This window comes from Ruegeria sp. BHSA191 (genome assembly GCF_059613325.1).
The window spans coordinates 59,605-84,407 of record NZ_JBXWSH010000001.1; the positions used below are offsets into that span (position 1 = coordinate 59,605).

General features: G+C 62.8%; 23 protein-coding genes. 17 read left to right on the forward strand and 6 right to left on the reverse strand.

Going from position 1 to position 24,803, the window contains the following annotated elements:
• Nucleotides 1-229 precede the first annotated feature (229 nt).
• A complete protein-coding gene (locus AC2FNS_RS00310; protein ID WP_149774380.1) occupies nucleotides 230-1,342 on the forward strand; it encodes a Ppx/GppA phosphatase family protein in 1,113 nt (370 codons plus the stop codon).
• Complete coding sequence (locus tag AC2FNS_RS00315; protein ID WP_149774381.1) at nucleotides 1,342-2,058, forward strand: RlmE family RNA methyltransferase; 717 nt, start codon at nucleotides 1,342-1,344, stop codon at nucleotides 2,056-2,058. The genes AC2FNS_RS00310 and AC2FNS_RS00315 overlap by 1 nt, the downstream gene beginning before the upstream one ends.
• Before the next feature lie 2 nt (nucleotides 2,059-2,060).
• Here the strand turns inward: AC2FNS_RS00315 and AC2FNS_RS00320 are convergent, their stop codons facing one another.
• The 3 genes from AC2FNS_RS00320 to AC2FNS_RS00330 form a co-directional block, all read right to left on the reverse strand.
• Nucleotides 2,061-2,264, reverse strand: coding sequence for a hypothetical protein (locus tag AC2FNS_RS00320; RefSeq protein WP_496678283.1), 204 nt, complete (start codon nucleotides 2,262-2,264; stop codon nucleotides 2,061-2,063).
• Nucleotides 2,265-2,361: 97 nt separating this feature from the next.
• Nucleotides 2,362-4,281 (reverse strand): multiheme c-type cytochrome, encoded by a 1,920-nt coding sequence (locus AC2FNS_RS00325; protein WP_496797476.1) that lies wholly within the window; start codon nucleotides 4,279-4,281, stop codon nucleotides 2,362-2,364.
• Nucleotides 4,278-5,144: a YihY/virulence factor BrkB family protein gene (locus AC2FNS_RS00330; RefSeq protein WP_496712031.1), complete on the reverse strand. Its 867-nt coding sequence runs from the start codon at nucleotides 5,142-5,144 to the stop codon at nucleotides 4,278-4,280. The genes AC2FNS_RS00325 and AC2FNS_RS00330 overlap by 4 nt, the downstream gene beginning before the upstream one ends.
• A 170-nt stretch (nucleotides 5,145-5,314) precedes the next feature.
• Here AC2FNS_RS00330 and AC2FNS_RS00335 point away from each other — a divergent pair, with 170 nt between their 5' ends.
• From AC2FNS_RS00335 to cls, 12 genes are all read left to right on the forward strand, one after another.
• The gene (locus tag AC2FNS_RS00335) at nucleotides 5,315-6,388 is read left to right on the forward strand and encodes an AI-2E family transporter (RefSeq protein WP_496712029.1); all 1,074 of its coding nucleotides are present in this window, start codon (nucleotides 5,315-5,317) and stop codon (nucleotides 6,386-6,388) included.
• 130 nt (nucleotides 6,389-6,518) lie between these two features.
• Nucleotides 6,519-7,496 (forward strand): AAA family ATPase, encoded by a 978-nt coding sequence (locus AC2FNS_RS00340; protein ID WP_496712028.1) that lies wholly within the window; start codon nucleotides 6,519-6,521, stop codon nucleotides 7,494-7,496.
• Nucleotides 7,497-7,516: 20 nt separating this feature from the next.
• Complete coding sequence (locus tag AC2FNS_RS00345; protein WP_496712027.1) at nucleotides 7,517-8,464, forward strand: DUF58 domain-containing protein; 948 nt, start codon at nucleotides 7,517-7,519, stop codon at nucleotides 8,462-8,464.
• Nucleotides 8,461-8,934 (forward strand): DUF4381 domain-containing protein, encoded by a 474-nt coding sequence (locus AC2FNS_RS00350; protein WP_496712025.1) that lies wholly within the window; start codon nucleotides 8,461-8,463, stop codon nucleotides 8,932-8,934. The genes AC2FNS_RS00345 and AC2FNS_RS00350 overlap by 4 nt, the downstream gene beginning before the upstream one ends.
• Entirely contained in the window at nucleotides 8,934-9,917 is a 984-nt protein-coding gene (locus tag AC2FNS_RS00355; protein ID WP_496712024.1) for a vWA domain-containing protein, read from the forward strand. Before AC2FNS_RS00350 ends, AC2FNS_RS00355 begins: the two co-directional genes overlap by 1 nt.
• Nucleotides 9,914-11,416 (forward strand): vWA domain-containing protein, encoded by a 1,503-nt coding sequence (locus tag AC2FNS_RS00360; RefSeq protein ID WP_496712022.1) that lies wholly within the window; start codon nucleotides 9,914-9,916, stop codon nucleotides 11,414-11,416. Before AC2FNS_RS00355 ends, AC2FNS_RS00360 begins: the two co-directional genes overlap by 4 nt.
• On the forward strand, nucleotides 11,413-12,639 hold the full coding sequence (locus tag AC2FNS_RS00365; RefSeq protein WP_496797477.1) for a hypothetical protein: 1,227 nt from the start codon (nucleotides 11,413-11,415) through the stop codon (nucleotides 12,637-12,639). Before AC2FNS_RS00360 ends, AC2FNS_RS00365 begins: the two co-directional genes overlap by 4 nt.
• Before the next feature lie 257 nt (nucleotides 12,640-12,896).
• Nucleotides 12,897-14,507, forward strand: a complete 1,611-nt coding sequence (locus tag AC2FNS_RS00370; protein WP_496712020.1) for an arylsulfatase — start codon at nucleotides 12,897-12,899, stop codon at nucleotides 14,505-14,507.
• A 75-nt stretch (nucleotides 14,508-14,582) separates the two neighbouring features.
• Nucleotides 14,583-14,726: a hypothetical protein gene (locus AC2FNS_RS00375; protein WP_496712018.1), complete on the forward strand. Its 144-nt coding sequence runs from the start codon at nucleotides 14,583-14,585 to the stop codon at nucleotides 14,724-14,726.
• Between the two features lie 27 nt (nucleotides 14,727-14,753).
• Entirely contained in the window at nucleotides 14,754-15,203 is a 450-nt protein-coding gene (locus AC2FNS_RS00380; RefSeq protein WP_496712016.1) for a haloacid dehalogenase-like hydrolase, read from the forward strand.
• Nucleotides 15,204-15,356: 153 nt separating this feature from the next.
• Nucleotides 15,357-15,503, forward strand: a complete 147-nt coding sequence (locus tag AC2FNS_RS00385) for a hypothetical protein (RefSeq protein ID WP_496689024.1) — start codon at nucleotides 15,357-15,359, stop codon at nucleotides 15,501-15,503.
• A 75-nt stretch (nucleotides 15,504-15,578) separates the two neighbouring features.
• On the forward strand, nucleotides 15,579-16,991 hold the full coding sequence (cls, locus tag AC2FNS_RS00390; protein ID WP_496712014.1) for a cardiolipin synthase: 1,413 nt from the start codon (nucleotides 15,579-15,581) through the stop codon (nucleotides 16,989-16,991).
• Here cls and AC2FNS_RS00395 read toward each other — a convergent pair.
• Nucleotides 16,988-17,422 (reverse strand): potassium channel family protein, encoded by a 435-nt coding sequence (locus AC2FNS_RS00395; protein WP_496712013.1) that lies wholly within the window; start codon nucleotides 17,420-17,422, stop codon nucleotides 16,988-16,990. The genes cls and AC2FNS_RS00395 overlap by 4 nt on opposite strands.
• A 163-nt stretch (nucleotides 17,423-17,585) precedes the next feature.
• Here AC2FNS_RS00395 and AC2FNS_RS00400 point away from each other — a divergent pair, with 163 nt between their 5' ends.
• The 3 genes from AC2FNS_RS00400 to AC2FNS_RS00410 are packed head-to-tail and all read left to right on the forward strand — an operon-like array spanning nucleotide 17,586 to nucleotide 21,671.
• Nucleotides 17,586-18,233 (forward strand): ABC transporter ATP-binding protein, encoded by a 648-nt coding sequence (locus AC2FNS_RS00400; RefSeq protein ID WP_496712065.1) that lies wholly within the window; start codon nucleotides 17,586-17,588, stop codon nucleotides 18,231-18,233.
• On the forward strand, nucleotides 18,230-20,635 hold the full coding sequence (locus AC2FNS_RS00405; RefSeq protein WP_496803742.1) for an ABC transporter permease: 2,406 nt from the start codon (nucleotides 18,230-18,232) through the stop codon (nucleotides 20,633-20,635). The genes AC2FNS_RS00400 and AC2FNS_RS00405 overlap by 4 nt, the downstream gene beginning before the upstream one ends.
• Entirely contained in the window at nucleotides 20,625-21,671 is a 1,047-nt protein-coding gene (locus AC2FNS_RS00410) for a lipocalin-like domain-containing protein (protein ID WP_496712010.1), read from the forward strand. Before AC2FNS_RS00405 ends, AC2FNS_RS00410 begins: the two co-directional genes overlap by 11 nt.
• Here the strand turns inward: AC2FNS_RS00410 and AC2FNS_RS00415 are convergent.
• Both AC2FNS_RS00415 and AC2FNS_RS00420 read right to left on the reverse strand, forming a co-directional pair.
• The gene (locus tag AC2FNS_RS00415) at nucleotides 21,668-22,099 is read right to left on the reverse strand and encodes a universal stress protein (protein WP_496678252.1); all 432 of its coding nucleotides are present in this window, start codon (nucleotides 22,097-22,099) and stop codon (nucleotides 21,668-21,670) included. The genes AC2FNS_RS00410 and AC2FNS_RS00415 overlap by 4 nt on opposite strands.
• On the reverse strand, nucleotides 22,096-24,705 hold the full coding sequence (locus tag AC2FNS_RS00420) for a TRAP transporter permease (RefSeq protein ID WP_496712009.1): 2,610 nt from the start codon (nucleotides 24,703-24,705) through the stop codon (nucleotides 22,096-22,098). Before AC2FNS_RS00420 ends, AC2FNS_RS00415 begins: the two co-directional genes overlap by 4 nt.
• Between the last annotated feature and the right edge of the window lie 98 nt (nucleotides 24,706-24,803).

Consider the following 24,803-nt stretch of genomic DNA (forward strand, 5'->3'; position numbering starts at 1 on the left):
TCCTCCTAACCAGATGGTCCGGTTCTAAACGGCAATGTGGGGCCGGGTCGGTCGGATTTCGACACCCGGCGCTGTTCCAGCGACCTTTTCGCCCCCTTGGGATACAGCGCCTCGGGTCGTCTCTCCAGTGCCGAGGGGCATCAAAATCCTCATGACCTTAATGAGCATCTTGCACGTCGGACGCCCGCAACCTAATGTCGGGGTAACTCGTAAATCGGAGGGCGTGACGATGGCGCCCAAGCGTCCCAAAGGTGCGGGCGCGTTCCCGAAAGTGGTCGAAAGCCCCGCGCCGGCAAGACCCGATCCAGATGCGCTGTATGCGGCGCTGGATCTGGGAACAAATAGCTGCCGCATGTTGATCGCCCAGCCCAAGGGCAGCGGGTTCCATGTGGTGGACAGCTTCTCGAAGTCCGTGCAACTGGGCTCGGGGCTTGAACGGACCGGACGTCTGTCGCGGTCCTCTATGGCGCGCACCATTCAAGCCTTGCGCATCTGCCAGCAGAAGCTGAAGCGCAACAAGGTCAAGCGCATGCGGCTGGTGGCGACCGAAGCCTGCCGTCGCGCCCGAAACGCGCGCGACTTCATCCGGCAGGTGAAACGCGAAACCGGCCTGACCTTGGAGATCATCCAACCCGAGGAAGAGGCGCGCCTGGCCGTGATTTCATGCGCGCCGCTGGTCAGCACCAAGACCGAGCAGCTGCTGGTGGTCGATATCGGCGGCGGCTCGACCGAGCTGGTCTGGATCGACCTGTCCTCGGTGCCGCGGCGCGACCGGCCATCGGCGATCATGCGGTTGCACAACGGGTTCCACACCGCCGACAGCCCCTTTCCTGCGGCCAAGGTGGTGGACTGGATCAGCGTGCCGCTGGGCGTGGCCACCCTGCGCGACCAATTCCACGATGTCGAGGACGACGCCGCCCGGTTCGCGCTGATGAGCTGGTTCTTCGAAGAAAACCTGGCCGATTTCGCCCCCTACAAGGATGAACAGGCCCGCGAGGGGTTCCAGATCGTCGGCACCAGCGGCACAGTCACGACTGTAGCGGCCTCGCATCTGGGGTTGAAGCGTTATGACCGCACCAAGGTGGACGGGCTGCGCATGACCAGTGATCAGATTGACAAGGTGATACGCGGCTATCTAGAACTCGGCCCTCAGGGTCGGCGCCGCGATCCGCGCATCGGCGAGGACCGGCAGGCCCTGATCATGTCCGGCTCGGCCATTTTGCAGGCGCTGCTGCGCTGCTGGCCCACCGACCGCCTTTCGGTTGCGGATCGGGGGCTGCGCGAGGGTCTGCTCTATGCCCAGATGAGCGCGGACGGGGTATTGGAAGACGGACCGTTCTGATGGCGAAGACACCAACCGGCAAAAACACCTCGGGGCGCGGGCAGCGTGACCTGAAGGTCAAGGTCAAGACCGCACGCGGGCGCAAGCTCAGCTCGACCCGTTGGTTGCAGCGGCAGCTGAACGACCCCTATGTGAAACGGGCGCAGGCCGAGGGGTATCGCGGGCGCGCGGCCTACAAGATCATGGAGCTAGACGACAAATACCGGTTCCTGGTGCCGGGCGCGCGGGTCGTCGATCTGGGCTGTGCGCCGGGGGGCTGGTGCCAGGTCGCGGTCAAACGCGTGAACGCGCTGGGCGAGAAATCGGGCAAGCGGATCGGCACCGTTCTGGGCATCGACCTGCAAGAGGTCGAACCCATCGCCGGTGCCGAGATCCATCAGTTGGACTTCATGGAAGACGACGCTGACGAGAAGGTCAAAGCCTGGCTGGGCGGCAAGGCCGACGTGGTCATGTCGGACATGGCCGCTGCGTCGTCGGGGCACAAGCAAACCGACCACCTGCGCATTATCGCCCTGTGTGAAACCGCCGCCTATTTCGCCTTCGACGTTCTGGAACAGGGCGGCACCTTTGTCGCCAAGGTTCTGGCAGGCGGGGCCGAGGGCGACCTGCAGAAACTGCTGAAACAGAAGTTCGAGAAGGTCGCGAACGTCAAGCCGCCGGCGTCTCGGTCGGACAGTTCCGAGAAATTCGTGGTCGCCACCGGGTTCCGGGGCTGAGCTTAAATGTCTTCCGCGGTTTTTGCGCCCGCGAACTGCTGTTCCCGCAGGGATGCGGTAGCCAACCCCAGCAGCATCAACGCGTCGCCATGTCCGAGATAGACGACGGGACGGCTGCGCAGGGATTCGATCCGTTGAACCAGCGCCGGGTCGCGTGGCATCGCGGCTTTCTCGGACCTCGTGGGCGGGAATGTCGAATGCAGCATGGTACACCCATCACCAAACGGGCCTTTTGCCCTCGGCGAAGGGATAGGTCGGAAATCTGCCGTCAAGATGGCAGGATCGGGGAAGTTCGGTGCCGGGTCAGCGGCCCAGTTGATCGGCCAGCGCCCCAAGCGCCGCGCTGTCGGGCAGAACCTTCAGCCCCTCGCGCAGAACGGCGCGCGCGGCCTCGACGCCGCGATTGATCTGCGCCAGTTGGACCAGCATCGGCCAGGCCTCTTCGCGCTGGGGATCCAGGGTCACCACCTGACGAAAGGCCTGTTCGGCCGCCGGCGCGTTGCGCAGCGTCAGCGCCATGCCACCCAGGACCAGATGCGTTTCGGGGAAGTCCAGCCGGTTCGACAAAGTGCGCCGCCAATCAGCCATGGATTCGCGCGCGTTGGTGCGCTGCAACGGGGTCAGCGCCTGCCCGGGTACGGTCAGGAATTCCTTGGCGGCCGACAGCCGGACGGACCGGACCGAGTCGGACAGCAACGGGGACAGCCGGTCGATCCGGTCTGGCAGGTCGGCGGACCGTTGCAGCGGAACCGCATTGGCCCGCACCAGCGGGTCGGCATCCGCCAGCAGACCGGCAGTGGTCGCCGCCAGATCCGCAGACCCATGCTGTTGCAGCAGATAGGCCGCGGTGGCCCGCACGATGCCCGGCTGATCCACGTCCAGCGCGATCGCCATCAGAGCTTTGGGGTCGGCGCCCTGACCGGAAAAGGCCGGCGCGAAGACCGTGCCGAAATGCGGCCGGCGGTGGGCCGGGTCCGGGTACCACGCGTCGATCGTGGCCGCGGCCCAAGGTTGATCCCGATCGCTGTGGCAATCGGTACAGGCGTCCGCGCCCAGGCCCAGATCGGGGCGCGGCACACGGAAACTGTGGTCGCGCCTGCCATCGACACCCATGTAGACCCGCTCGATCATGTGGCAGCTTTTGCATTGCGCCCCCTCGCCCCCAGGCGTGTGGCGATGGTGCGCGGGATCGTCGTACAGCGCCTTGCGCAGGGTCGGAAAATCGGGATTGCCCACCGGGGAATGGCACTGCGTGCAGACGGCGTTGCCCTCGGCCTTCAAGGTTGCGCCGTGCGCCTCGTGGCAATTCAGACAGCCAACGCCCTTCGCGTACATCTTTGATTGCAGAAACGAGCCGTAGACATAGACCTCGTCCATGATCTGGCCATCGGGCTGGTAAAGACCGGGACGCAGAAGGGCCAGATTGTAGGCATCGTGGAACGGTATGCCCGGCAGCGGATTTCCATCCGCGAACGCCTCGCGGCGGGAATGGCAGGAGGCGCATTGCTGAATCTCGGCCTCGGTGTCCCCCCTGCCCCAGCGCATCGAAAACCCGAACGCGTCCAGCCCAGCAGGCATGGTCTGGCCACGGGCCCACTCCAGATGGGCCGAGCCCGGACCGTGGCAGGCCTCGCACCCCACGCCGATCTCGGACTGAGTCGAGGCATAGCTCTGCGTCTGCACGTCAAAGTTCTTCTTGAACTCGGTCGCGTGACATTCAGCGCAGCGGGCGTTCCAGGTCTTGTAGGAGCCCGTCCAGTGCAACCCGTCGTCCGGGGGCAGATCCTGATCCGGGTAGAGGTGGTACCAGCGTTTTTCCACCGTGTCCCAGACCACGTCGAAGCTCTGCAAACGGCCGGGTTCGGTTTCGAACAGATATTGCTGCAACGGCTCGATGCCCACGACGGAGTGGACCCTGTATGTCCGCGTTTGGCCGTCCTGCTCGGTCACGTCTGCGATGTAGACGCCATCTTCCTGTCGGAACTCGACTGCCATGCCGTTGTCCGCGAATGTCGTGCCGTCGAAATCGGCCACCACGTTTTCAGGCGTGGGCGCGGTCCAGGCCTTGGCGTGATGGGACCCGATCCACGCTCGCACTTGTTCGTCATGGCAATCCCGGCAGGCTTCCGAGCCGACATAGTCCTGCGCCACCGTTGGCCCGGCAAGCAGGATGCTTGCCAAGGAGATTGCGGATGCCCATGCGGCGTGCGGCCAAATCGTCATACGTTTCCGACCTCGTCCTGATTGTCGATATCCATCAGCGCACCGTTGAATTCGGCGCCAAAGATCATGATGGCCGCGCTCAGATACAGAAAGATCAATGCGGCCATGGCGCCGGCCAGCCCCGCATAGGTGGCGCTGTAGCTTGCGAACTGACCGATATAGAGCGAGAACGCCAGCCCGCCGGCCAGCCACAAACCCAGCGTCAACAGCACGCCAGGAAGGATCTGGCGCAGCGAATGCCGGCCGACCGGCAGAACCAGATGGGCCAGCAGCACCGTCAGTGCCGGGACCGCCACGGCGAAGGTCCACCGCAGGCGTTCGACCGACAACCAGTCAGCGACATTCACTGACGTCTTCTCGGACATCAGGCGGGAATAGATCGGCAACAGCAGTTCAACCGCCGCAACGATCAAAATCGCGGCGCCACCGAGAATGACCAGCCCCAGACAGAACAGGCGCGTTTTCCAGAACGGCCAGCTGTCGGTGTCGTGATAGGCCTGATTGATGGCCGCCCGAACGGCTACTACTCCGTTCGACGCGAAATAGACGGCAAGCACTGCACCCAAGGTGATCGTTCCCGACCCTGCCCCGTTCAAAACCGCGCGAAGTTCGGCCACGATCGGCTCGGCCACGTCCTTGGGCCAGACGCCGAAAATCAGGCCGATCATCTCGTCGGTGACATAGTCCTGCGACAGCAGGCCGGCCAGAGACACGGTGAACAGGGCAAAGGGAAACAGCGCCAGCATCAGAGACATGGCGACATGGCTGCTCATGACGAACCCGTTCTTGTCGTCGAAGCGCCGGACGGCCAGCCAAAGCGCCCGAACGAAACGGCCCAAAACGGGAATCAGGACATGTGTCATTTGGAAACCCTAGCCTGCAACTCACGACGAAAGAACCGGCCAATGCGTCAATTGCACGAGAATTTTCCGAATAACTGTCTGGCCCGATTGCACAAAGCCTGCCGTCCGTGCAGGATCGCCATTGGACAATACCGTTGCACCCAGCTCGCGCTGGAACAGCCGAGGCCCGAATGACGAAATCCGCTCCGCCGACCCGCACACCGCTGAGGTTGAGTGTCGTTCGCGACGTCACCATCGTGCTGACCCTAGTGGTGCTGGGGCTTTACGCAGGTGCAAGTTTTCTGGTTCCGCTGACCATGGCACTGTTGATCAACGTGCTGATCATAGCGCTCAGCGACCGTGTGATCGCTCTGACCCGCGCGCCGGTGTGGCTGGCAAATCTGGCTGCCGTCACGGTGGTTCTGGCCGGCCTGTTCATGATCACCTACATCCTGGGCAGTCAGGCCACGCAGTTCGCACGGACCGCGGGCGACTACGAAAACCAGCTCGACGGCGTTATCAACCGCGTGACCGGCCTGGTCGGGAACGATGTGACCGCCTTTGTGCGCGACAATCTGATCAGCATGGACATGGCCTCGGTCGCGCGGGTTCTGCTGGGCAGCGCCACCTCGATGCTGAACCAGTTTTTCCTGATCAGCCTGTATGTCGCCTTCCTGATGGCCGAGCGGCTGGCCTTCCGCAAAAAGCTGAAGATCGCGGCCGGAAATCCCGTCACCGGGGGCGACCTTTCCACGGTTCTGGATGCGATAACCTTCAGTCTGCAGCGCTATGTCGGGGTCAAGACCTTCATCAGCCTTGTCACGGCCGGGATCAGCTATGCCATCTTTCGGGCTCTGGGGCTGGAATACGCGGAAACCTGGGCCGTTCTGACCTTTGCGCTGAACTTCATCCCGTCGATCGGCTCGATCATCGCGGTTGTCTTTCCGGCGATGATCGCCCTGGTTCAGTTCGAAACGCTCGGCCCCTTCCTGGTGATCGTGTTCGGGTGCGGCACGATCCAATTCCTGATCGGCAACTTCCTGGATCCGGCCCTGCTGGGCCGTTCGCTGAACATGTCAACCTTTTTGGTGATTCTGGCGCTGACCTTCTGGACCACGGTCTGGGGGCTGATCGGCGCGTTTCTCAGCGTTCCGTTGACTGTGTGCATTCTGATCATCTTCAGCCACATACCGGCCCTGCGCCCCGTAGCCGTTTTGATGTCGCTGGATGGACGTCTGGCCGACGACGTCAATGATCACGGCTGAACGCCCTGAAATCGGGGGTGGATCGGCCATCAATGCGCTGTTAGCGTTCAAATATTGCAATGGCTTGGCCGAATGATCCACCGGGTCCGGCGCAAACGCATGATTGACCGTTTCTGACGATTGGACCGCCATGACACCGCTTGACCAAATCAACGATCTGAAAGCCCGGATGGCCCGATCGATCATCGGACAGACACAGGTCATCGACCGCCTTCTGATCGGCCTGCTGGCCAACGGGAACCTGCTGATCGAAGGTTTGCCCGGCCTCGCTAAAACTCGTGCAGTAAAGGCGATGGCCCGCAATCTTGATGCCGAATTCAGCCGCATCCAGTTCACGCCCGACCTGTTGCCGTCCGACGTCACAGGGACCGAGGTCTATACCCAGACCGAAGCAGGCGGCACCTTCCGGTTCGAGCCCGGCCCGATCTTCGCCAATATCGTCCTGGCGGACGAGATCAACCGCGCTCCGGCCAAGGTTCAGGCCGCGCTGCTTGAGGCGATGGAGGAACGGCAGGTCACCGTGTCCGGCACCACCCACAAGATGGAGCCGCTGTTCATCGTGATGGCCACCCAGAACCCGATCGAACAGGAAGGAACCTATCCGCTGCCCGAGGCGCAGATGGACCGGTTCCTGATGCATGTAAAGATCACCTACCCCCCGGTCGAGGACGAGGTGCTGGTGATCCGTCTGGTCCGCGGCGAGGACACCGCCGCCAATTCCGGGACCACTGCCGAGAAACCGTCACCAATCCCGCAAGATGCCGTTTTTGCCGCCCGGCAGCAGATCGGGCAAATCCATGTCTCGGATGCGATGGATCGGTACATGGCCGATCTTGTTCAGGCGACCCGGACGCCGTCCGCGCTCAGCGATGACTTCGCCGCGTGGATCGAGATCGGCGCCAGTCCGCGGGCATCGCTGGCGCTGGACAAGTGCGGCCGGGCCCATGCCTGGATGAACGGGCGCGATTATGTCGACCCGGCCGACATCCGTGCCATTGCCCATGACGTGTTCCGCCACCGTATCACGCTGAGTTTCGAAGCGCAGGGCGACGCCAAGACCGCCGATGACGTGATCGACGAGATCCTGAAGCTCGTCGCCCTGCCCTGATCGTAACAAAGGAGAGCCGCGTGTCCCCGACCGCAGCGACATCCCGCGACCCACGCATCCACGTCGATGCCCGCCACCTGCTGAGCCTCGGCGGGCGCACCGGCGCGCTCAGCCTTCTGCCCCGGCAGCCGGCCCGTTCGGTGCTGAACGGCCGCCATGCCTCACGCCTGCGCGGGCGCGGCCTGAATTTCGAGGAACTGCGCACCTATCTGCCCGGAGACGACATCCGCACGATCGACTGGAAAGTGACGGCCCGAACGGGCGAGCCACATGTGCGCGTCTACACCGAAGAGCGTGACCGCCCGGCGCTGCTGCTAGTGGATCAGCGGGTTTCGATGTTCTTCGGCGCAAAAGTCTACATGAAATCGGTGGTGGCGGCCGAGGCCGCGGCCATCGCCGCCCATCGGGTTTTGGCACAGGGCGATCGCGTCGGCGGTATCGTGTTCGGTGATACCGACCTGGCCGAACATCGACCGCAGCGCCGCCCGGCGGCTTTGCGGCGGTTTCTGTCCTCGCTCGGCGCACTCAATTGCAGCCTGAATGCCGGGCTGCGCCCACAGACCACGGTCTCGCTGAACCAGGTGCTGCAACAGGCTGCGCGCATCGCACAAACCAATGCCTTGGTCTGTGTGTTCTCGGACTTTGACGGCCTGACCGATGGGTCCGAACGGCTGCTGCGCCGCCTGGCCCATTCCAATGATCTGATCCTGTTCGACATTTCCGACCCGATCTCGCGCCACATGCCGCCCGAGCTGCGGCTGACGGTCTCGGACGGCGACCAGCAGATCGAACTGGACGCGTCTGACAGACAAATGTCGGACCGCGTGACAAGGGCGATGGAGCAGAGGTTGGCACAGCTGCAATCCTGGTCGCGCCGATACGGGTTTCCGATCGTCCCGCTGACCACGGCCGAGCCCGCATTGGCCCAGATACTCCGGCTGTTCGGCCACCAAGGGGGGCGGTCATGACCCCGGACACCGAAGGCAAATCGCTGGTCGAACTGCTGGACATGCTGAAACCGGCGCCCGAGCCGGCTCCGATTTCTATGGTGCCGCAGACCTGGGGCTGGGTTGTTCTGGCGGTGGCGCTGTTGCTCGTGGTTGGTCTGATCCTCGTGACGATCTGGCGGCACCGGCGGGCAAATGCCTATCGGCGGCTTGCGCTAAAGGAATTGGACCGGTGTCAGAATGACCCGGCCAAAGCCGCCGAGATCGTTCGCCGTGCCGCCCTTGCCGCCTTTCCCCGGTCTCAGGTCGCCGGTTTGACCGGTGAAAACTGGATGAATTTTCTGGGCCAAACCGCTGACCTGTCGGGGTTTTCAGCCTCTGCCCTCGGCAACCTGGCAGCCGCCCCCTACCGCAAGGGGATCTCAGAGCCGGATGCCGCTGAACTGGCGCGGCACTGGATCAAGTCGCATCGGTCCAAGGGGGCGGCGTGATGTTCAGTTTCGCCGCGCCTTGGGTGTTTCTTCTGCTGCCACTGCCGGCACTGGTCTATTTCCTTGCTCCGCCGCACCGGCAACGGGTCGATGCCATTCGCATCCCGTTCTTTCGCCACGTCGCCCAGGCTGCCGGGGCCGAGCCGCAGTCTGGCTCGGTAACCCTGAGACGCACGCGGATGCAATCCGGGCTGGTGATCCTGATATGGGTGCTGCTGGTTCTGGCAATGGCCCGGCCCGAACGGTTGGGCGACCCGATCGTCGTCGAGAAATCCGCCCGTGACGTGGTGCTGGCGGTGGACATCTCGGGTTCGATGGACCAGCGCGATTTCAAGGCAGAAGACGGCACGCCCAAGCAGCGGCTGGAGGCCGTAAAGGACGTTCTGCGTGCCTTCATCGCCGGGCGCAACGGCGACCGGATGGCGCTGATTATCTTCGGCACCCGCGCTTTCGTTCAGGCTCCGTTCACCGAGGATTTGCAAAGCCTCAACGGTTTTCTGGACCAGACCGCCGTCGGCATGGCGGGTCCGAACACGGCGCTGGGCGATGCGATCGGGCTGGGCATCCGCACCTTCGAGTCGAGCGAGGTGGACCAACGCCTGATGATCGTGCTGTCGGACGGTGCCGACACCTCAAGCCGCATGACGCCGGTCAATGCCTCGTCGATTGCGGCGGACAAGGGTGTCGTGATCTATACGATCGGCGTCGGCGACCCGGCTGCCACGGGCGAAGACCGGGTCGATCTGGACGCGCTGAAGGACATCGCCAACAAAACCCAAGGCCAGTATTTCTTTGCTGATGATGAGGCCGCCCTGACAGAGGTCTACCAGCAGATCGACGCCCAGAACCCCCGCGTGGTGGAAACCCAAAGCTACCGCCCGAGGATCAGCCTTGCACATTATCCGCTGGCGGCAGCGCTCCTCCTCATCCTCGCCAGCACCCTGGGCTTTCGCCTTTCACAGGGTCGGAGGCGCGCGGCATGATCGACGCTCTGGCCCAGTTTCATTTCCTGCGCCCCTACTGGCTGTTGCTGTTGCTGCCTATTGCCGCTGTCTGGTGGCTGACCCGGCCGCGCAGATCCGGCAGTTCGGAACTGCCTGCGGGCATCGCGCCCCACTTGGCGAAGGCACTACGTCTGGGGGCCGAGGATCAACGTCGGGTCGGTCCGCTGGACCTCGCAATGCTCGCCGCCAGTCTTCTGACCCTTGCCGTAGCAGGGCCGACATGGTCACGGGCGCCGAACCCTCTGATTGCGGACACCGCGCCGCTGGTGATCGCGCTCAAAGTCACCGACAGCATGGAGTCGGCCGACCTCGCGCCGTCAAGGCTGGACCGTGCCAAGTTGAAGATTACCGATCTGATCAACACCCGCGCAGGTGCGCCCACCGCCCTGATCGCCTATGCCGGATCCGCACACCGGGTCGCGCCGCTGACCGAAGACGCCAACATCCTGCGCCCCTTGCTCGAAGGGTTAACCCCGGCGGTCATGCCGGTCGCGGGCGATGCCGCCGGTGACGCGCTGACGCTGGCGCAGGACATTCTGGGCGATCAGATGGGCACAAGTGCGGTTCTCTTTGTACTCGACGATGTCGATCCGCAGCAGGTTTCCGCATTGGGACAATCTGATATCCCATTGTTTTTCCTGACGATGCTTCCGAATGGTCGCCAGATTCCGCAACTGGACGGCCTGCGCAATGCCACGATCGTTCCGTTCTCGGGAGATGACCGCGACATCACCCGGCTGAACCGCGGTATCACCCGCAGTTTTTCCGCGGCCCTGGGCGAGGACGATCGCGTTGACTGGCAGGACCGTGCTTGGATTTTAGCCTGGCCCGTCGCCTTGATCACACTGCTGTGGTTCAGACGTGGCTGGGTCATTCGCTGGGGATTTGTGGCATTGCTGTTTCTGCCGCCGACCGGCGCGCGCGCAGACGGTTGGCGGGACTGGTTCCTGACCCCGGACCAGCAGGGCCAGATCGCCATGAACCGGAAGAACTACGCCACCGCCAGCATGCTGTTTCAGGGTCCGTATCACCGAGGCTACGCCCAGTTGAAAGCCGGGCAATATGCGGAAGCGTCTGAGACCTTTACCCAGCTTTCCACGCCCGAAGCGGCGTTTGCCGAAGGCATGGCCCGCATCCGAAATCGACAGTATCGTCCGGCCATCGCGGCCTTTGAAACCACGCTGGAGCGCCGCCCGGATTGGCCAGAGGCCGCGTACAACCTGGCCGTCGCCAAAGCCATTCTGGCCGAGGTCGAATCCACCCGTGAGCAATCCGACACCGGCGAAGCGTCGGGCATCGGGGCTGACGACATAGTGTTCGACAACGAAGCCGGTCTGGGCGCAGACACCACGCAACCGGCCGAGACCGGGGACGCCGCGACCCTGTCGGCCGACCAGTGGATCAGTGCCATCGACACCGACATGCAGGACTTCCTGCGCAGCCGGTTTGTTCTAGAAATTCAGGAGCGTTCCCAATGAAGTACCTCGCGTTCTTGATGCTTCTTCTGTGCCCCGCCCAGGCTTTGGCGCAAGCAACAGACATCCAGCCCCGCGTCACGATCGAAGTGCCTCCGGATCCGACAATCGTCGGCCAACCCGCCATCGTTCGCCTGAAGGTGCTGGTGCCGACCTACATGCCAAATCCACCGGTCTTTCCATCGCTTGAACAGGAAAATCTTCTGGTGCGCTTGCCCGATCGCGCTTCGGGGCCGGTCAGCGAGAGCGTTGAGGGCGAGACATGGTCTGGGGTTCAGCGCAGCTATCGGCTGTATCCGTTGGTCTCCGGTACGTATGAATTTGCAGCGGCCGCGGTTCAGGTGACCTATGCCGATCCCGAAACCAACGATCCCGTTCAGGTCTCAGTTCCCCTGCCCGCCGTTCGCCTGACAGTCGAGGTTCCTGACGCAGCCCGAGGACTGGATCCCCTGATAATCGCTGACGGGTTCGAACTGTCTCAGGAGATTGAGGGCGATACCAGCCTTCAAACCGGAGACGCACTGACCCGCACCATCACGGCCAAAATCACCGGAACGACCCCGATCATGATCCCGCCTTTGTTACCCGAGATCGAGGACCCGTTGTTGCGAGCCTATCCCAATGAACCCCGATTGTCGGAAACCGAAGACCGGGGCGTCCTGTCCGGCCAACGTACCGACCGCGTGACCTATGTGGCCCAGGACGGCGGACAGACCCAATTGCCGGCTGTCGAGATCGATTGGTTCAACCTCAAGACCAACAAGATCGAAACTGCGCGCGCCGATCCCGTCGACCTCGTTCTTGCGCCGCCGCCGTGGCAACCTCCGGACCGGGAAACGGTGATACGTCTGATCGGCTATTTCACCATTGGGGCCGCAATATTATGGCTTGTTTTCCGCAAACTATATCCGGTTTTCAATGTACATTTGGAAGCCGCCAGACAAAGCAGGCTGGCCTCAGCCGCGCATGCATTTTCGGAACTCAAAAAAGCTGTGCGCCAACAAGACATCGCCCGCGTTTATCAGACGTTGGAAGACTGGAAACGGCGGCTGGCCGACCCACCAGACACTGCTGAATTCGAGGCGTCTCTGGCCGAAATCGGAGCGTCCAGATATGGAAGAGGTAATCTCCAACCGGAAAACTGGCGCAAGGTCCGCGATTGTCTTGACCGTATCGCCCGCCCGCGGCGTCACTCTCAATCCGGCTTGCCTCAGCTCAATCCCTGACGCGGTTGCCACCCTCTTACCCTACGTCAACCTTATTGGAGCCGAAACCTTGGGAACTATCTTCTAACATAAGTATTTTTGGATTGGTCTTTGTGATAGTTTTCAATTGCCTAGAGGGGCTTGTCTTGATTCCCCTTTTTGCCGAACCGCCTGACCTGGAAAGGGCGTGTTGAATGATTGACGGATCGGGGGGCGTATTTTCCCCCTTTTGACTTTCCTGCAAGGCCGTTTTTGCCTGACCACATAAGGAGAAAAAGATGTCATCACAAGGAAATTTAACGCATTTATGGCGCAGAGGGTTGCGGCGACTGGCCGTGGCCACGGTGTCCCTCGCGCTGGCCGCACCGGCTTGGGCACAGGATCAGAAACCGAACATTCTGGTCATCTGGGGCGACGACATCGGTCAGTCGAACATCTCGGCCTATACCATGGGTATGATGGGGTATCGCACGCCGAATATTGACCGGGTTGCGAATGAAGGCATGATCTTCACTGATTATTATGGCGAGCAATCCTGTACCGCAGGCCGGTCGTCCTACATCATGGGTCAGTCAGTGTTCCGCACAGGGCTGTCGAAGGTCGGCCTGCCGGGTGCGGATCTTGGTATGCAGGTCGAAGATCCGACCATTGCTGGTCTGTTGAAGGACCACGGCTATGCCACCGGTCAATTCGGCAAGAACCACTTGGGCGACAAAGATGAACATCTTCCGACAAACCACGGATTTGACGAATTTTTCGGCAACCTGTACCACCTGAACGCGGAAGAGGAACCCGAGAACGAGGACTATCCGGGCGATGCGGTTCTACCCGATGGCCGGACCTTCCGCGAAGCCTTTGGCCCGCGTGGCGTCATAAAGTCCAAGGCCGACGGAACCATCGAAGATACCGGACCGCTGACCAAGAAGCGGATGGAAACCGTGGATGACGAAACCGTGGCTGCGGCGATCGACTTCATCAAGCGTGCCCACGAACAGGGCCAGCCCTTCTATGTCTGGTGGAACGGAACGCGCATGCACTTCCGCACTCACGTCAAAGACGAGATGCGCCAGCAGGCCAATGACATGACCGGTCGTGTGATGGACGAATACTCGGCCGGCATGATCGAACATGACATTCATGTGGGCCAGCTGCTCGACCTGCTTGACGAGTTGGGCATCGCAGACAACACGATCGTCCACTACTCGACGGACAACGGACCGCACTACAACACCTGGCCTGATGCCGCGTCCACGCCCTTCTGGGGTGAAAAGAACACCAACTGGGAAGGCGGCTGGCGCGTACCCTCGATGGTGCGTTGGCCCGGCAAGATCGAACCCGGCTCGGTCACCAACGAGATCGTGCATCACATGGACTGGCTGCCCACCTACCTGGCGGCGGCCGGAGATCCCGAGATCAAGGAAAAACTGAAGCAGGGCTACAGTTCGCCGGCCATGGGTCGCGACTATAAGGTACATCTGGACGGCTACAACATCCTGCCGCTGTTGACCGGTGAAACCACCGAAAGCCCGCGCAAGGAAATCTTCTATTTCTCGGATGACGGCGACCTGACCGCCCTGCGCTACGGCGACTGGAAGTTGATCTTTCTGGAGCAGAAGGCCTGGGCCACCCTGCGCGCCTGGATGGAACCCTGGACCGAACTGCGGGTGCCGATCATCGTGAACCTGCGGCGCGATCCCTATGAGCGCGGATACCGGACCTCGAACACCTATTACGACTGGATGATCGACCGCGTGTATCTGCTGGTGCCGGCTCAGCAATATGTGGCGAATTTCCTGGCGACCTTCCGGGAATTCCCGCCGCGGCAGGAAGCAGCTAGCTTCAGCTTGGACCAGGTGATCGAGACGATGCTGACGCCGACCAACAACTGATAAAGGTCGGTTCTACTCTCGAGGGTCGCCGGCCTGAGCGGCGACCCTCATTATTTTGCAATAAAAGGATATTTCGTGTTTCGACAGCTTGTTTCAGTCGCCCTTCTTGCGCTGCCGGCAGGGCTTGCGGCCGACCCCTTGCTCAGTTGGACCGATAGCCCCAGCAAAGAGCGGATCATCGCCTTCGTCGATACGGTGACTACGCCGGGCACCAAGTAATACGTCATCCCCGCCGACCGTGTGGCCGTGTTAGACAATGACGGTACGCTGTGGGCGGAACAGCCCGTCTATTTCCAGTTAATCTATGTCATGGATAAACTGGCTGAAAAGGCGCACGACGACCCGTCGATTCTGAGCACGCCGACGTTGGAAGCCGCCGCCAGGGGCGACGCCGAGACCGCATTGAGGGGCGGAGAGGACGCCCTGATCGAAGTCGTCAGCGCCACGCATTCGCGCCTGAGCGTCGAGGCGTTCCAGCCAGCCGTCGCCGAATGGTTCCAGACCGTGCGCCATCCCCAAACGGGGCTGGCTTATGACCAGATGACCTATCAGCCCATGGTCGAGCTGCTCAGAGACCTGCGCGACGAAGGGTTCACGACCTATATCGTCTCGGGTGGCGGGGTACATTTCATGCGCGTCTTTACCCAGGATGCCTACGGGATACCCCCCAACCAGGTTCTGGGAACTTATGCCTAACGCGTTTACGAACTGGTGGATGGCGCGCCCACGATCATGAAGACGCCCGCGCTGGCGTTCATCGACGACAACGAGGGCAAGCCCATCAACACCGAGCGCACGATTGGCAAACGCCCCATCATGGCTGTCGGAAACTCGTAAGGTGATTTCGCAATGCTCGAATGGACCACCGCCGGCGACGGGCCGCGGATGGGGGTTCTGATCCACCACACCGACGCCGAACGGGAATGGGCATATGACCGCGACAGCCACATCGGGCGCCTTGTCGACGGTCTGGACAAAGGCCCGGAAATGGGCTGAGTTATCGTGGACATGGCCAAGGACTGGTCCCGGGTTTTCACCGGATCGAACTGAAGCGCGGAAGGGTTGCCCCCAATGTGGACATTCATCGCCTCGCTATCGGTCTTTGCCGTCTATTGCGTCGCGGTGTTTTTCTCGGTGCGGGCGGCGCAGACGGCGCGCACGCCGCAAGGGGCCGTCGGGTGGGCGGTGTTTCTGCTTTCGGCGCCCTTTCTGGCGGTTCCGCTGTACCTGTTTCTCGGCCATCACCGGTTTCGCGGTTATCACATCGCACGCAAGGAAAGCGAACGCGTGGTCGAAGGCATTCGCGCCTTTTCCGACGCCGCCAAACCCGACCCCACCGGCCTTTCGATCAACCCCAGGCCGTTCGAGGCCCTAGCCCACCTGCCCGTCTGCCGTGGCAACAGCATGGACCTGCTGGTAGATGGCCAGGCGACGTTTGAGGCGATCTTCGCCGCGATCGATCGGGCGCAAAAATACGTTCTGATCCAGTTCTATATCGTGCGCGACGATGCGCTTGGGATCGAACTTCAGGAAAAGCTGATCGACGCGGCCAGCCGTGGCGTGCATGTACGCTTCATGACCGACGCGGTCGGCAGCTATGGCCTGCCATCGGCCTATCTGGAAGAGCTGCGCCGGGCCGGGGTGGACGTAGCCGACCCACGGGACCAGCGCGGACCGAATTTCAGGTTCCAACTGAATTACCGCAACCACCGCAAGACCGTGATCGTCGATGGCGAGATCGGATTCATCGGCGGCCACAATGTCGGCATCGAATACCTTGGCCAGGATCCCGAATTCGGCCGCTGGCGCGACACCCACATCCGGATGACTGGCCATATCGTGCGCCAGTTGCAGTTGATCTTCACCGAGGACTGGCACTGGGCCCGCGGCGAAGACCTGATCGATCTGCTGGACTGGGCCGGCAGCGAATCCGACCGGAACATGAACGCGCTGCTGGTGGCGACCGGTCCCGGCGACGACACGGAAACCGGGGCGATGATGTTCTTCGCCGCGATTGCCGCGGCGACCGACCGCGTGTGGATTGCCTCGCCCTATTTCGTGCCCGACATCGACATCATGTCCGCGCTGAAGAATGCCGCCCTGCGGGGCGTGGACGTGCGCATCCTGTTGCCCGACGCGATCGACCATCGTCTGCCCTGGCTGGCGGCCTTCGCCTATTTCGACGAGATTCGCGACTGCGGCGTGCGCGTCCTGCGCTATACCGACGGGTTCATGCATCAAAAGGCCTTCGTGGTCGATGACACGCTGGCGGCCGTCGGTACCACAAATCTCGACAACCGCTCGTTCCGGCTGAACTTCGAGGCGATGGCCCTGTTCTTCGACAAACGCGCGGCCGAGGCAGTGGCCGACATGCTGCGCACCGATTTCGAGAACAGCTATGAGTTGACGCGCCGGCTGATCCAACAGCCGCCGCATATCCGCCATGGGGCCCCGCTGGCCCGCCTGTTCGCCCCTATCCTCTAGGGGTTCACGTGTTCTTCGAACATCCGGGTCATCAACGCGACCAGAAAGGCCGTGGACAGGCCAAAGGCCAGCAGCCCGGTCACGGATGCAAAAGCGCCGAAGATGCGTAACCCTTCCCCCAGAACGATGTCGCCGTAGCCCAGCGTGGTGAAGGTCACCAACGAAAAATACAGCGCCGAGTTCCAGTCGGGCAACACGTCACCCAGAACCCAGACCACCGCCCAGATCCAGACCTGAACCGTGTGCGCCGCGACGATCACACCGAGGGAAAAGGCGATGGGTCCGGCGGTACGCAGGATGCGGCTGCGGCTCTGCCAGTTCTGGTCCAGCCGGCGCAGTACCAAAACGCACCAGGTCAGCAACCCGAGCTCGATCAGGAAACACAGCCCCAGATAGAAGCTGCCCCAAAGGATCTGTTGCAGCAATGTCATGTCTCACTCCGGCAATTGTCCAACCCCGAACTCGAAGAATGACGGCATCAAGAGCCCGGCACAAGGGACGTCCACGTGCGGCGAAATGAACGCGTGGAGTTCGGGCACTGGACACCGGCGCCGCGTGCCGCACATTCTGGGGTGGAGTATGACAGGCCCTGACATGTTGCTGGAGTTTCACGATATCCACAAAACCTATCCCGGCGGGCGCCCGGTTCTGAACGGTGTTTCGCTGTCTCTGGATCAGGGGCAGACCCTCGCCCTGACCGGCGAAAGCGGCAGCGGCAAGAGCACGCTGCTGAACCTCGCGGCCACCCTAGACCGGTTCGACAGCGGTGAAATCCTTCTGGATGGCACCGCCTTGTCACGGCTCGGCGACGCCGACCGCGCGGCGCTGCGCCGGACGCATGTGGCGCTGGTGTTCCAGCAGTTCAACCTGATCCCGTCGCTGACAGTCGCGCAGAACCTGTCGTTCCATGCGCGGCTGGCAGCCCGGCACGATCCCGAGTGGGAGGCGCATCTGATCCGGCGGTTGGGGCTGTCCGATCTGACCGAGCGTTATCCTGAAGGCCTCTCGGGCGGACAGCAGCAACGGGTGGCCATCGGGCGCGCCCTGGCGGTTCGGCCTCGGCTGCTGCTGGCTGATGAGCCCACCGGCAACCTGGACGAAACCGCCAGCGCCGCGGTGCTGGATCTGATGCTGGCGCTGGTTGCGGAAACCGGCGCCGCGTTGCTGCTCGTCACGCATTCCCAGGCCATCGCGGCTCGCTTGGACAGGCAGGCCCATCTGACCAACGGCCGGATCGCATGATCGGCACCGCCCTACAGGCGCTGTGGTCGCATTGGCGCTGGCACCGGGTGCAATTGGCCACCCTGCTGACCGGAATCGCCCTGGCGACCGGGTTGTGGTCGGCCGTTCAGGCCATAAACGCCGAGGCGCGCGCCAGCTATGACCGGGCCAATACGCAACTAGGGCTGGGGCAACTGGACGAGTTGATCCATCCCTCGGGGCGCATCCCGTTGGAAACCTACGTCGCGCTGCGCCGTTCGGGCTGGCAGGTCGCCGCGGTTCTGGACGGCCGGATCGACACAGGCGGACGATCCGTGCGCCTGATGGGGGTCGACATGGTCTCCTACCCGGCCCTGCCTGCACTGGCTGATCCGCAGGGGAACCCACCCGCCCCCGAAACCGTACTGACCGCGCCCGGTCGGCTGTTTGCCACACCCGATCTGGCTGCGCAGCTTTCTGAGCGGCCGGATCTGCCTCCGATCCTGACCAGCACGTCGCTGCCGCCGGATCTGGTACTGACGGATATCGGCACCGCCGAAACCCTTCTGGGTCAGTCGGGCATTCTGACGCGCCTGGTGGTGCTGCCCGACCAGCCCCGTGCGCGATCGCCGCTGGATCAGGTTGCGCCCAACCTGCGCCGCCGGGGCCCGGACAGCCGAGTCGACACGGCGCGCCTGACCGACAGTTTTCACCTGAACCTCTCGGCCTTCGGGCTGTTGTCCTTTGCGGTGGGGCTGTTCATCGTTCATGGCACGGTCGGGCTGGCCTTCGCGCAGCGGCGCGGCATGGTTCGGACCCTGCGCGCGCTTGGGGTGCCGCTGGCTACACTGTCGCGGCTGATGCTGGCCGAACTGGTCGTCATCGCCCTGATCGGCGGAACGCTGGGTCTGATTCTGGGGCATCTGCTGGCTGGCGCGTTGTTGCCCGACGTTGCCGCCACCCTGCGCGGTCTGTACGGCGCACCGGTCCAGGGGCAGTTGCACCTGCGGCCGGAATGGGCCGCCGCCGGGCTGGCGATGGCCGTGGGCGGCACGATTCTGGCCAGCGGACAGGCGTTGTGGCGGCTGGCCAAGCTGCCTCTGCTGGCCGCGCCCGGCGTACAGGCGTGGCGCGGCGGAACCGGCCACCGCGCCAGCGCCTTGACCGGGCTGATTGTCTGTGTGGCAGGAATTGCCGCGTATTCCCTGTTCGACGGGCTGGTGGCGGGCTTTGTCCTGTTGGGCGGCATCCTGACCGGCAGCGCGCTGCTGCTGCCGATACTTGTGTCGACCGCCCTGCGCGTCTTTGGCAGGCGCGCAAGAAAGCCGGTGGCGCAATGGGTCTGGGCGGACATGCAGACGCAGTTACCGGGGCTGTCTCTGGCGTTGATGGCGTTGCTACTGGCGCTGGCGGCGAGTATCGGCGTGGGCACGATGGTATCCAGCTTTCGGCTGACCTTTCTTGGCTGGCTCGATCAGCGGTTGGTGTCGGAACTGTACGTGACGGCCGAGGACTCGGATCAAGGCCGGCAGATCCAAGCCTGGCTTGAGCCGCGCGCCGAGGCGGTTCTGCCGATCCGCAACGTCGAGCTGTCCCACGAAACTGGGCCGTTGTTCCTGTATGGCATCGTCGATCACCCGACCTATCGCGAACACTGGCCGCTGGTCGCCGGCGACCCCGATGTCTGGGACACGCTGTTTCAAGGCGGGGGTATTCTGATCAACGAACAACTGGCCCGCCGCGCCGATCTGTGGCCCGGCAACCGCTTGCCCCTTGCGCCCGGCAAGACATTGACGATTACGGGGGTCTATTCCGACTATGGCAATCCGACTGGGCAGGCCATTGTGGCCATGGACCTGTTCGATCAGATCGCGCCCGAGGCCGAAAACCGCCGGTTCGGCGTACGGATCGACCCGACTCAGGCTGCCCCTCTGGCCGATGCCTTGCGCGCGCGGTTCGACCTGGGCCCGGGTGCCGTGGTGCCGCAAGCGACCGTCAAGGCGCAGTCGCGTGCGATCTTCGAAAAGACGTTCGTCGTGACCTCGGCGTTGAACGTGCTGACGCTGGGCGTCGCCGGATTCGCCATATTCACCAGCCTGCTGACACTGTGGACACAGCGTTTGCCGCAGATCGCTCCGGTCTGGGCGCTTGGGCTGACCCGGCCTCGGCTGGCTGCATTGGAACTGTTGCGCAGCGTGCTGCTGGCCGCCCTGACCGCCTGCCTTGCCTTGCCCTTGGGGCTGGTGCTTGCCTGGATCCTGCTGTCGGTCATCAACGTTCAGGCGTTTGGCTGGCGTCTGCCCATGTTCCTGTTTCCCTGGGCCTGGGTGCAGCTTTTCGTACTGACGGCCATCGCCGCCCTGCTGGCCGCCGCCCTGCCCGCGTGGCGATTGCGCCGCGTTCCACCCGCCGACCTGCTGAGGGTTTTTGCCAATGAACGTTAAGGCGCTTGTCTTTCTGCTGCTGGCCCCTTTTGCGGCATCTGCCCAAGGCTTTGCCGGTCTGGGCAGCAGCGCCGAAGGCTTTGAAATCCCGCAGCCGGGCTATCGCTTCGACTTCCCGGCCGATCACGGCCCGCACCCGACCTTCCGCATCGAATGGTGGTACCTGACCGCCAACCTGACCGGCGCGGACGGGCAGGAGTATGGCATCCAGTGGACCCTGTTCCGCTCGGCGCTGCGGCCATTCGAGGAGAGCGGCTGGCAGAGTCCACAGCTGTGGATGGGTCATGCCGGCCTGACGACACCGGACACCCACTTCTTTGCCGAACGCCTGGCGCGTGGCGGCATCGGGCAGGCCGGGGTCACAGCCAACCCGTTCGAGGCCTGGATCGACGAATGGCACATGCGCGGCGACACCATCGACGCGCTGACACTGCGCGCCAACGGGGCCAATTTCGGCTATGACCTGACCCTAGCGGCGGAAGGCCCCCTGGTGTTCCATGGCGACGGTGGGTATTCGGTCAAATCCGGTGAGGGGCAAGCCAGCTATTACTATTCGCAACCCAGATACGCGGTTTCAGGGATACTGCACCTGCCCGACCGCGATGTGCAAGTCACCGGCGAAGGCTGGCTGGATCGCGAGTGGTCCTCGCAACCGCTGGCTGCTGATCAGTCCGGGTGGGACTGGTTCTCGCTGACATTCGACACGGGCGACAAGATGATGGCCTTTCGGCTGCGCGGCGGTCGGGGCGATTTCACGGCCGCGACCTGGATCGATGCCGAAGGCACCAGCCAGTCCCTGCCCGATGGTCAGATCCGATTCACGCCCGTGCAGACCAGTTTGGTGGACGGGCGCGACATCCCGACCGAATGGGCGATAGCGCTGCCGGCCAAGGGGGTCGATATTCGCGTCAATGCCCTGAACTCCGGCGCCTGGATGGGCACCCGATTTGCCTATTGGGAGGGGCCGGTCACCGTGTCAGGCAGCCACGTCGGGCGCGGCTACCTTGAAATGACGGGGTATGGATCGCCGCCCTAGCGTACGACGTAGACCGAAACATCCGAATGCCGCACGACCCGCGCGGCGTTCGGCCCCAGCAGGTAGTCCTTGAAATCCGGCTTGTGCGCACCGATCACGATCAAATCGCTGCCGGCGCTTTCGGCGGTTTTTAGAATCTCTTGATAGGCCGTGCCGGTGGCCACCACATGCCGGATCGAGGCATTGCGCTCGGCGCCCAGCACATCCTCGCACAGGGCGACCAACTGGTCATGGGCCTCTTGCGTGGCTTTTTCGTGGAAATCCGGCTTGAAGAATCCTGACACCCAGCTTTCACCGAAATCCGGTAATACGGTCACCACGTCCAGTTGCGCTCCGTCCAGATCGGCAAGTTTGACCGCTTCTTTCAGGACCGGGGCGTCGATCTTGCCGTTGCTGATGTCTACGGCGCACAGAACCGATTTGCTCATGCGGGTACCTCTTGTCTGGCGGCACGGCCGCGTTGCAGGAAGGCGATCAACCCCAGCAGCAACATGGCCGGGATGTAGATCAGCTGTTTCGGCGGCTGGCTGACCGGCAGATCGGCGGATGCGATGCGCACCGGCTCGTCGCCGTAATAGTCGAAATTGGCCAGACTGTCGGCGATGGGCGCGCCGAACATCGGTTCGTCCATCTTAACCAGTCCGTCCTCTTCGATCAGCAGAAAGCCCATGGCCTCGACCCGCGCCGCGCCATCGGCTTCGGACCCGACGGTGACGACGACCGTGGTCTCGGTCGAGTTGCCGGTGTCGAAATCCGGCCCGCTGACCACCACCCGCACCTCCGTGCCGGGCTCCGCCTCGCCCACGGCCTGCACGAACCCGGCCGGCTCGACCTCGAGATGCGAGGGCGAGATTCGATCCATGAAGAAATCCGGGCGGAACAGCGCGAAGGCGATCGCGATCAGGGCGACGCTTTCATAAATGCGATTGTGGGTCAGGAAATATCCCATCGTGCCAGCTGTGAACACGAGGATGGCAATCGTGGCGAATACGGCCACTATGATCCCTTCGACCCAGGTGACGTCGATCAGCAGCAGGTCGGTGTTGAAGATGAACACGAAAGGCAGCGCAACGGTGCGCAGGCTGTAAAAGAAGGCGATGAACCCGGTCCTGATCGCGTCGCCCCCCGACACGGCTGCCGCGGCAAAGCTGGCCAAGCCCACGGGCGGCGTTACGTCGGCCATGATACCGAAGTAGAACACGAACAGATGCACGGCGATCAACGGCACGATTAGGCCGCTTTGCGCGCCCAGTTCCACCACAACGCCCGCCATCAGCGAGCTGACGACGATATAGTTCGCGGTGGTCGGCAGCCCCATGCCCAAGATCAGGCTCAGCAGCCCGACCATGACCAACATCAGGATCAGGTTGCCGCCGGACAGGAACTCGACCAAATCGGCCATCACCTGCCCCACGCCAGTCAGGGTCACGGTGCCGACGATCACGCCCGCGGTGGCCGTGGCCAGCGCGATGCCGATCATGTTGCGCGCACCGTCGATCAGGCCTTGCCACAGATCGGCGACCCCATCGACAAAGGCATTCGCCAGATCGCTTTGCCCGCGGAAAATCGCCTTGAGCGGTTTCTGTGTCAGCAGGATCACGAACAGCAGCGCCGTCGCCCAGAAGGCCGACAGACCCGGCGATTTCTGTTCGATCATCAGGAAATACACCAGAACGACGATCGGCAGGAGGTAATGCAGGCCGGCCTTGTAGATCTCGGAGATCACCGGCAGCTTCACTTCGGTCGCGTTCGGGTCGTCGGGCTCAAGGTCAGGCACCTGCGCGGCCAGATAGACCAAGGCCACATAGATCGCGCATACGATTAGGCTGAGGATCAGCCCCGCGCTGGACGGCGCCCAAGCGGTGACCGCTTCGACCGGGTATTGCGAGCCATAACACAGCCCCGCAAACACTAGGAAGAACATCAGCATCCCCACGACCGTGCGCGCCAGATGTACGTCGCGGTCGCCCAGGGTGGGCATGTTTCGCTTCACGGCCTCGAGATGCACGATATAGACCAGCGCTATGTAGGAAATCGCCGCCGGCAGGAAGGCGTGAGTGATCACCTCGACATACGAGATGCCCACGTATTCCACCATCAGGAAGGCGGCCGCCCCCATGACGGGCGGCATGATCTGGCCGTTGACCGAACTGGCAACCTCGACCGAGCCGGCCTGTTCGCTCGAAAACCCCACGCGTTTCATCAGCGGGATGGTAAAGGTGCCAGTGGTGACGACGTTGGCGATGGACGAGCCTGAAATCAGGCCGGTTGCGGCCGAGCCGACGACGGCGGCCTTGGCCGGCCCTCCGCGCAGGTGGCCCAACGCGCCAAACGCCATCTTAATGAAGTAGTTCCCCGCCCCGGCTTTGTCCAGCAGCGCGCCGAACAGAACGAACAGGAACACGAATTTGGTCGAAACACCCAAGGCGATGCCGAACACGCCTTCGGACGTGATCCACATGTGGCTCATGGCTTTTTTCAGGCTGGCACCTTTCCAGCGGATCACTTCGGGAACCCATTCGGACGAGCCGAAGAACACATAGGCCAAGAATATCGTCGCGATGATCGCCATTGCCGGGCCGAGCGCACGTCGCGCGGCCTCGAACAGCAGCAGCAGACCACCCAGGGCGACCCATTTGTCCACGTCGTCAGCCAGGCCGCCGGCATTCACGATCTTGTCGTAGAAGAAATATCCATAAAGCGCCACGCCAGCGCCAAGAACGCCCATGATCCAGTCCTGGATCGGAATGTAGTTGCGCGGGCTGGATTTCAGCGCGGGATAGGCCGCAAAGGCCAGAAACAACGCGAAAGCCAGGTGGAACTGACGCGCGTTATTGACGATGCTGCCGGGCAGGATGACGTTCGACAGGGGCGAGGCCAGAATGACCTGGAAAATCGACCAGATCGCCGCGACGATGGCCAAGAACAGCCCGACGTTGCCCGCTGGATCACGCGCACCCGCATCTGAGGATGCGACCAGTTCCTGCAGTTCTTCTTCGGATAGCGGACGATTGCCCTGAGGGTCAGCGCTCATTTAAAATCTCCCGTCCCGCGGCCGGTTCTTGGCCTGCTTTGTTTTTTGTCCGGCCTCCCGCCGGCGGAAACGAGGCGCCGTTGGGCGCCTCGCGGTCT